Source organism: uncultured Gilliamella sp. (genome assembly GCA_945271295.1).
GTDB lineage: Bacteria > Pseudomonadota > Gammaproteobacteria > Enterobacterales > Orbaceae > Gilliamella.
On the sequence record CALYPG010000002.1, the window covers coordinates 269715 to 277247 of the forward strand.

A 7533-nucleotide genomic window follows, 5' to 3' on the forward strand; every position below is an offset into this window, starting at 1 on the left:
ATTAAAACGCATTAATAATCCATTGTTGAGTTTTACCAGTAATAGCAAAAACATCAAATCTAAATTCTGTTTTTTCAATATTTAAGTTTTGTGTTAGCATCCAACATTGTGCTGCTTGCTTAATTTTATTCTGTTTACTTTGCGTAATCGTCGTTGCTGCATATCCAAAATCAGCATTCTTTCGGTAACGCACTTCAACAAACACATAACATGCATTATCACGCATGACTAAGTCAAGTTCACCCAAACGATATTGACAATTTTTTGCCAGTAAAGTAAGTCCTTGCTTAATCAAATACTGGCAAGCAATATTTTCATAATGCTTACCAATTTGGTTATTATTCACTTTTCGGTTTAGATTTATCTTCACCATACGTATATTGTTGCCAAGATAATGACCGAATAATGTCACATTGATCTAAGGTTGATAATTTACCCGTCATTCCTTCTAAAAAATCAACTTGATGTGAATCTAATTGATTATACCGATTAGCCAATCGCCATGCATCGATCCCCATAGCATATAAACGCATTAATGAATAATCTTTTCGAATGTTACTAGGAAGAGTGAATGTATTGTTTTGTTCATTAATAATCATAGGAATATCAGCATATTCAGTCTGATTCATATCATAATAGAAATCATTAGATGCGTTAGCCACATGACTTTTAGAACTTGAGTAAAGCTTTATCGATGATGGTGTATTACCAATAGATTTCCGCGCTCCCATGTCAAGCATTGGTTTAATAAGAGTTAATTCATCGTAAGAAGCATAAATATAAACTGCATCAAAATCACCTCCTGATCGATTAGACGGCAGTGAATAAGATGTCATACCATCAATCAAAATCGGATCACCGGTAAGGCGGATGCCTACATTGCGATTCATATTAGCGCTGAGTGTTTTAGTACTACCAAAATATTGCACATAAGCTTGAGATTTGTTTGATGATAATTGCAACCATTCTTTAGCAAAACTCTGTGCAACACGCTCCCCTAATTCATTTTGAGGTAACAATAATAAAGGTTTTAATTTACTTTGCGCAAAAATATGGGCAGCTGCATCTTTCGCTTCATCTTCGGGTGATAACGCGAAAAAACACATTTTATTTGAAGAAACACTGTTATTATCAATTTTATTTAATGCTAAGACAGATATAGCAGGACCTAACTGTTTTATTTTAATTACTTCATCTTTTAATAATGGACCTACAATTAAATCATAATTACCTTCTTGTACCTGTTCAATAATAGTTTGTAATGATGTAGTAGTAGTGTCAAATACTTTCACATTTTGTTGCGGTTCCTGTGGGAAAAACTTTATCGCATCTTGATATCCTTGTTGAATAGTTTCACCAAATACACGAGAAGAACCATTTAAAGGTAATAGTAGCGCTATATTTTTAGCATTCGCATCATCAATAGAAAGTGTTTTTTGACCAGCTAATATAGAGCTAATAGCTTTTGCCGGATGATTGGAATATTGCATCAACCAAGTGTTAATAGCTTGTTTTAATGAATTATTATTTTTGGGCTCATATTGATTGATATTCTCTGAATTAGTTTCATCATCTTGAATAAGTGATGGCTGCGTATTATTATTATATGCATAAATTAAATCTAACCAACCCTGTAAAACTGTTTCATTGCCATAAATTATAATTGTTTCTAGTTCATCAATACTTAATTTACTTAAAAAGTTCCAGGTATCGTTAATTATTTGCCTTTTTTTTCTTTCAGGAACAAATTTTTCTATTTCAACATAATCATGAAGTTGGGCATTGATATCTTTATTTTTACCATCTAATGCTAATTTAATAGTATAATAACGATATAATTGTGAATTAATCATACTTTGGATTGGCAATTTATCGAGACTGAATGGCTTGCCAGTCTTTATTGCAATTTCAGCTTGTGATAACAATATGTCTATTTGTTGTTTTTCATTAAGTGATGTAGGTAATTTAGACAATAAGTTACTTGCCTGAGTAAATTTATTTTCATTTATGAATGCTCTAACAGCTAATAATTGCCAATCAGTTTTAATCGAACCTGAACTAGCTTCTGCCTTAGAAAGATAATAATCAGAGCTTTTAGTATCGTCAAAAACATTATTTGATATACTCGGGCATCCCACCAATAATGTTAGTAATCCAAACATTAATATATTATAAAAAAAGCGTTTTAAATTCATACCCATTCTCTTGTAAATTGTTATCCCCAAATTCGCTGTACATGAATAGTCACTTCTTCTCGATCATGATAAAGTTGTTTAGCCTGAATTTGTACATTGATTTGTTTATTATGTAATTCATCAATCAATAATTGCAAATTTTGTTTTACTTCTTCATAACGTTTCTTCATCGGTAACTTGAGATTAAAAATAGTCTCTCTACACCACCCATTAGTAAGCCATTTTGCAATTAATCCCGTTATCTTTGTCGGTTTTTCCACCATGTCGCATACCAACCAGTAAATATTATGCTTTTTAGGTGTAAATTTAAAGCCATCTTCTCGATAATGTTTAACTTGACCGGTTGACATTAATTTTTCATTCATGGCACCATTATCAATAGCATAAACCATCATATTACGTTTAACTAATTGATAAGTCCAGCCCCCTGGGCAAGCACCTAAATCCACAGCATTTAATCCACCTTTTAACCTTTCATCCCACTCTTCATAAGGAATAAATATATGAAAAGCCTCTTCTAATTTTAGAGTAGAACGGCTTGGTGCATCGGCAGGGAATTTTAATCTTGGTATTCCCATATAAAAAGGTGAGTTATTTTGGCTAAAAGAATAACCAACATAGCAACAATTATTATTGATAAAAAATAGGTGAATAACTGGACGGGATGGATTAGCTATTTTTAATAAAATACGTTTATTACGTAATGCCTGTCTTAAAGGAACGGTAAATTTACGGCAAAAACTGGCAAGTTCTTTACCTTCATTAGTGTCTGCAACTTCAACCCGCAAATCACCGGCTTTATCAATACAATCAGATAAAACATCAATAATTGGCGTTATACGATCATTAGTCGGTAGATCAGTTAGTAAATTCCCTGCCACAAACATTTGTCGAGCGAAGACCAATTTACGGAAAGAAAGGTTTTTCACTAATGTTTGAGCATCATTATCTTGGTAACATTGGAAAATCACATAACCACATTTTTCATTAACTTTAGCAAAACCATATATTTCTTGTTGCGAAGCTTTATCTGTGATTTCTGCTGCACATTCTTTTTCAAATCCTGAACGACAGTACAAAATAATTTTGTTAAGTTTTTGCATATTTGTGTATTTAACTTGTTAAACTATCCTATAAGTAAAAATGATATTAATCTGATTGCACACTATTAGTATACAAAGGTAAATCACCTTTTGGGCGAGTTTTAAAACGCCGATGCAACCACATATATTGCTCGGGCGCTTTTAATATCTCGTTTTCAATCGCTTTATTCATAAATGTTGCAGCCTGTACATCATCATCCTTAGGATAACCTTGCAGTTCTGATGAAACGTAAACAGTATAATGACCATTTTTTTCCCGTTTTGGAGTAAAAGGAATAATAGCTGGTTGGCCAAGTTTAACTAAAATACGTGTACCAATTGTGGTTGCGGCTTTTTCAACTGCAAAAAATGGCGCAAATACACTATTTTTAGGCCCATAATCATGATCTGGCGCATACCATAACAGTTCACCATTTTTTAAAGCACGTATCATTCCCTTGGTATTATGGCGATCAAGCATATATTTATTTGATTTTAGCCGACCTTTTAGCTGAACGTAATCCATAACAGGGTTATCATTTGGCCGATAAACTCCTACCCCTGGATGACTCATTCCTAAAATTCGTGCACCGATTTCTAAGGTTAAGAAATGAATACCAATGAGTAATACTCCTTGACCTGACTGTTGTATTTGAGTTATATGGGAATCATCGATAATTGAAGTATGTTTTGACAGTCGTTTATCCGACCAAAACCATGCAATACCTGTTTCAAAAATAGCAAGGCCTGTTGAAATAAAATTTTCACGTAGCATCAACTCCCGTTCTTGTTTTGATTTCTCAGGAAAACAGAGTTGAAGATTTTGTCTTGCCGTTTCTTTACGCTTACTAATGAGTTTCATAGAAAGCAAACCTAAACATTTGCCTAATGAATAAATGATTGGATACGGTAATAAAACTATTAGATATAAAACACCAATACCTAACCAAGTTAACCAATAACGAGGATGTAATAAATTTATGGTAAATGCTGGGCGAATTTCCTGATTTTGGCTCATATTAAGATGAAGTTATTTTTCCTATAAATTTGTTTATTATATATTAATCTTGATTTTAGGGGCAGAAAAAATGAAAAATAGACTAACTAAGCTATATTTATACATTTTACATATAATGCAACAAAATATATAGACTTGATGTAAATAGAATAGCTGTAACCAATTCTCATAATTTAACCTAATGTAATCATATGTTTTATAAATAAAAACATAGTTAATCTGAAATATTCTTATTAACTTTAAACCGCCACTGGTGCTTTAATCGGTGGATATGGATCGTAATCAACAATTTCAAAATCTTCAAATTCATAATCAAAAATTGTTGGTGGCTTGCGTTTGATTACAAGTTTTGGTAATGCTTTTGGTTCTCGACTTAATTGTAAATGGGTTTGTTGCATATGATTAGAATAAAGATGTGTATCCCCACCAGTCCAGACAAAATCACCCACTTCTAAACCACATTGTTGAGCAATCATATGCACCAATAGAGAATAACTTGCTATATTAAAAGGTAATCCTAAAAATACATCACAAGAACGTTGATAAAGCTGGCAAGACAGTTTACCTTCGGTAACACAAAATTGAAAAAATGCATGACATGGTGCTAATGCCATTTGATCAAGTTCGCCAACATTCCAAGCAGAAACAATCATTCGTCTAGAATTGGGATCATGTTTAATTTGTGATATCAATTGTGAAATTTGGTCTACTTGACGACCATCAGCCGTTCCCCATGCTCGCCATTGTTTACCATAAATCGGACCTAAATCACCATTTTCATCAGCCCATTCATTCCAAATAGTAACCTTGTTATCTTGTAAATACTGAACATTGGTATCACCTTTTAAAAACCAAAGAAGTTCATAAATTATTGATCGCAAATGACATTTTTTTGTTGTAACAAGAGGGAAACCTTCTTGTAAATTAAAACGCATCTGATGACCAAAAATAGATAATGTTCCAGTTCCTGTACGATCTGATTTAGGTACACCTTCTTCTATAATTTTTTGCATTAAAGCTAAATATTGTTTCATTTTTTATCCCATAATACGTTTTATTTTATAAAAGGGCTGTGCCAATTCGGATTCTTAAACCAGTTGGATACTTGTAAGCATAATAAATAAATATTGTTCCCAAAATAATCATTGGCAAACATAAAATCTGCCCCATACTAATAATATTAAAAAATAATCCTAACTGTTCATCCGGTTGTCTAAAAAATTCAATTATAAATCTAAATAAACCATAACAAAGTAAAAATAATCCTGAAACTGCCCCCATTGGTCTAGGTTTACGGATATAAATATTCAAAATAATAAACAAAATAATACCTTCAAACATCATCTCATAAAGTTGTGAAGGATGCCGAGGTAAAACACCATTTAGTTGTGAATAAAGCGTAACCCATTCAGGATGGGATTGTGCAAACATAAAATCAGCATGTTTTGAAGTAGGGAATAACATTCCAATAGGTGAATGAGTTACTCGTCCCCATAGTTCCCCATTAATAAAATTACCTAAACGGCCAAACATAAGACCAATAGGTACAAGTGGAGCGACAAAATCCGCAACTTGAAAAAAATATTTATTAGTTTTAATGCCAAAAAGAGCAATAACAACTAAAGCACCAATTAATCCACCATGGAAAGACATCCCACCTTCCCATACACGAAACAGTATTGATGGTTCAGCAATAAAAGCTTCTAAATTATAAAAAAAGACATACCCTATTCGTGCACCAATAAATAAGCCTAAAAATCCCCAAAAAAGTAAATTCTCAACCTGAGATTTAGTCCATCCACTATTAGGCTGTTTAATCCTTTTATTAGCTAATAGTAAAGCTCCGAGAACACCAAATAAGTACATAGCACCATACCAATGGAGCGAAATGGGTCCCAATGAAAAAGCAATTGGATCTAAATTAGGAAATTGTAAATATTGATTCATTTTTTAACACGCTGTTTATTTTTTCGTTTATGAGTAAAGAAATTAAATCGTTTCTTCTTTGGAATATTTGTAATGGGTAACTCTAACTCAGATTGTATAGTAAATACTGATGCAGAAAACTCTTTCATTGCTTTTCGATATACGTCACGTTTAAAAGCAATAACTTGCCTAATAGGATACCAATAATTTACCCACTTCCAATCATCAAATTCGGGAGTTGGAGAAACATTAAGATTAATTACCGATGTATCAGAAATTAATTCTAATAAAAACCATTTCTGTTTTTGACCAATACAAACAGGTCGATTTTCCCAACGAATCATTCTTTTAGGTAATTTATATCGCAGCCAACCATTAGTAATGGATAAAATTTTAACATCTTTTGGAAATAACCCTACTTCTTCATTTAATTCACGAAACATTGCTTGTTCAGGTGTTTCGTCTTGTTTTATTCCGCCCTGTGGAAATTGCCAAGAATTTTGCCCATATCGACGAGCCCATAGTACTTGACCGTACCTGTTACAAATAACTATTCCTACATTTGGACGGTAGCCATCATTATCAATCACTGACTACCTCAAAAAGATAATTCTTATATTGCTAAATTGTTTCATACATACAACAATAAATAAATAGTAAAATGATATTAAATGAATAAATATATCTATAAAAAGATTACTTTTTTATTAATTTTTCGATAATTTGACGATAGTAATAATATTGATTATTGCAAATGTTACTTCTATAGCTAAGCTTCCTAAAGATCCTATCCATAAACTATAAATAATCCATAAAGCACTACTGCATAATATAAGTAATCGCATTTGTCGCTGCTCAAGCCGAAAAAGAGCAAATGTTACCAATGTAGTGCCTATTACAGAAAAATAATGAATAAACTGCGTCCAATCAGGAGTGGTAAGAAAATAAAATATCCACATTAATGCTATAAAAAATAACATTACTATAATGTTTTTTGTATAAGCTGAGGCAAGGTTACGAAATATATTAACAATATTGAGAATTGCAGCGGGATAAGATTGAGGACCTAATAAATAGAAATGAATTGTCATAATAACGTTGACAATTGTTAGTTGCCAGCGAAAAACATTATCTTTACGTTGTAAAAATGCGCTAACACCAACAAGATAACCCAGTATACCAATCATTTGAGGGACTGTTAGATATTTTTGGATAACATCATCATTAAATAAGTAATATATAAAATTCAGATTATCCATTATTCACTCCCTAAACAAATCGAACTATAAAGCTAAAATAACAAAATAAATTA

General features: G+C 32.0%; 8 protein-coding genes. All 8 read right to left on the minus strand.

Features of this window, described 5'->3' with window-relative positions:
- Position 1 precedes the first annotated feature (1 nt).
- The 8 genes from Q0K76_RS02665 to Q0K76_RS02700 all read right to left on the minus strand — a co-directional run bounded on the left by Q0K76_RS02665 (position 2) and on the right by Q0K76_RS02700 (position 7480).
- A complete protein-coding gene (locus tag Q0K76_RS02665; protein ID WP_294610856.1) occupies positions 2 to 346 on the minus strand; it encodes a YraN family protein in 345 nt (114 codons plus the stop codon).
- On the minus strand, positions 339 to 2195 hold the full coding sequence (locus Q0K76_RS02670; protein WP_294610857.1) for a penicillin-binding protein activator: 1857 nt from the start codon (positions 2193 to 2195) through the stop codon (positions 339 to 341). Before Q0K76_RS02670 ends, Q0K76_RS02665 begins: the two co-directional genes overlap by 8 nt.
- 20 nt (positions 2196 to 2215) lie before the next feature.
- Positions 2216 to 3298 carry a 23S rRNA (cytidine(2498)-2'-O)-methyltransferase RlmM gene (rlmM, locus tag Q0K76_RS02675; RefSeq protein WP_294610859.1) on the minus strand — a complete coding sequence of 361 codons (1083 nt, stop codon included), beginning with the start codon at positions 3296 to 3298 and terminating at the stop codon, positions 2216 to 2218.
- A 46-nt stretch (positions 3299 to 3344) separates the two neighbouring features.
- Positions 3345 to 4295: a Kdo(2)-lipid IV(A) acyltransferase gene (locus Q0K76_RS02680; protein ID WP_294610860.1), complete on the minus strand. Its 951-nt coding sequence runs from the start codon at positions 4293 to 4295 to the stop codon at positions 3345 to 3347.
- Between the two features lie 239 nt (positions 4296 to 4534).
- Positions 4535 to 5329 carry a thymidylate synthase gene (gene thyA / locus Q0K76_RS02685; RefSeq protein WP_294610862.1) on the minus strand — a complete coding sequence of 265 codons (795 nt, stop codon included), beginning with the start codon at positions 5327 to 5329 and terminating at the stop codon, positions 4535 to 4537.
- A 25-nt stretch (positions 5330 to 5354) separates the two neighbouring features.
- Complete coding sequence (gene lgt / locus Q0K76_RS02690) at positions 5355 to 6242, minus strand: prolipoprotein diacylglyceryl transferase (RefSeq protein WP_294610865.1); 888 nt, start codon at positions 6240 to 6242, stop codon at positions 5355 to 5357.
- A complete protein-coding gene (gene rppH, locus Q0K76_RS02695) occupies positions 6239 to 6811 on the minus strand; it encodes an RNA pyrophosphohydrolase (protein ID WP_294610868.1) in 573 nt (190 codons plus the stop codon). Before rppH ends, lgt begins: the two co-directional genes overlap by 4 nt.
- 117 nt (positions 6812 to 6928) lie before the next feature.
- A complete protein-coding gene (locus tag Q0K76_RS02700; RefSeq protein WP_294610870.1) occupies positions 6929 to 7480 on the minus strand; it encodes a YgjV family protein in 552 nt (183 codons plus the stop codon).
- Between the last annotated feature and the right edge of the window lie 53 nt (positions 7481 to 7533).

Bases quoted from the DNA above. Each gene is read 5' to 3' on its own strand.
- thyA (WP_294610862.1), bottom strand. From the start codon at position 5,329: ATGAAACAATATTTAGCTTTAATGCAAAAAATTATAGAAGAAGGTGTA.
- rlmM (WP_294610859.1), bottom strand. From the start codon at position 3,298: ATGCAAAAACTTAACAAAATTATTTTGTACTGTCGTTCAGGATTTGAA.
- Q0K76_RS02670 (WP_294610857.1), bottom strand. From the start codon at position 2,195: ATGAATTTAAAACGCTTTTTTTATAATATATTAATGTTTGGATTACTA.
- Q0K76_RS02680 (WP_294610860.1), bottom strand. From the start codon at position 4,295: ATGAGCCAAAATCAGGAAATTCGCCCAGCATTTACCATAAATTTATTA.
- Q0K76_RS02700 (WP_294610870.1), bottom strand. From the start codon at position 7,480: ATGGATAATCTGAATTTTATATATTACTTATTTAATGATGATGTTATC.
- lgt (WP_294610865.1), bottom strand. From the start codon at position 6,242: ATGAATCAATATTTACAATTTCCTAATTTAGATCCAATTGCTTTTTCA.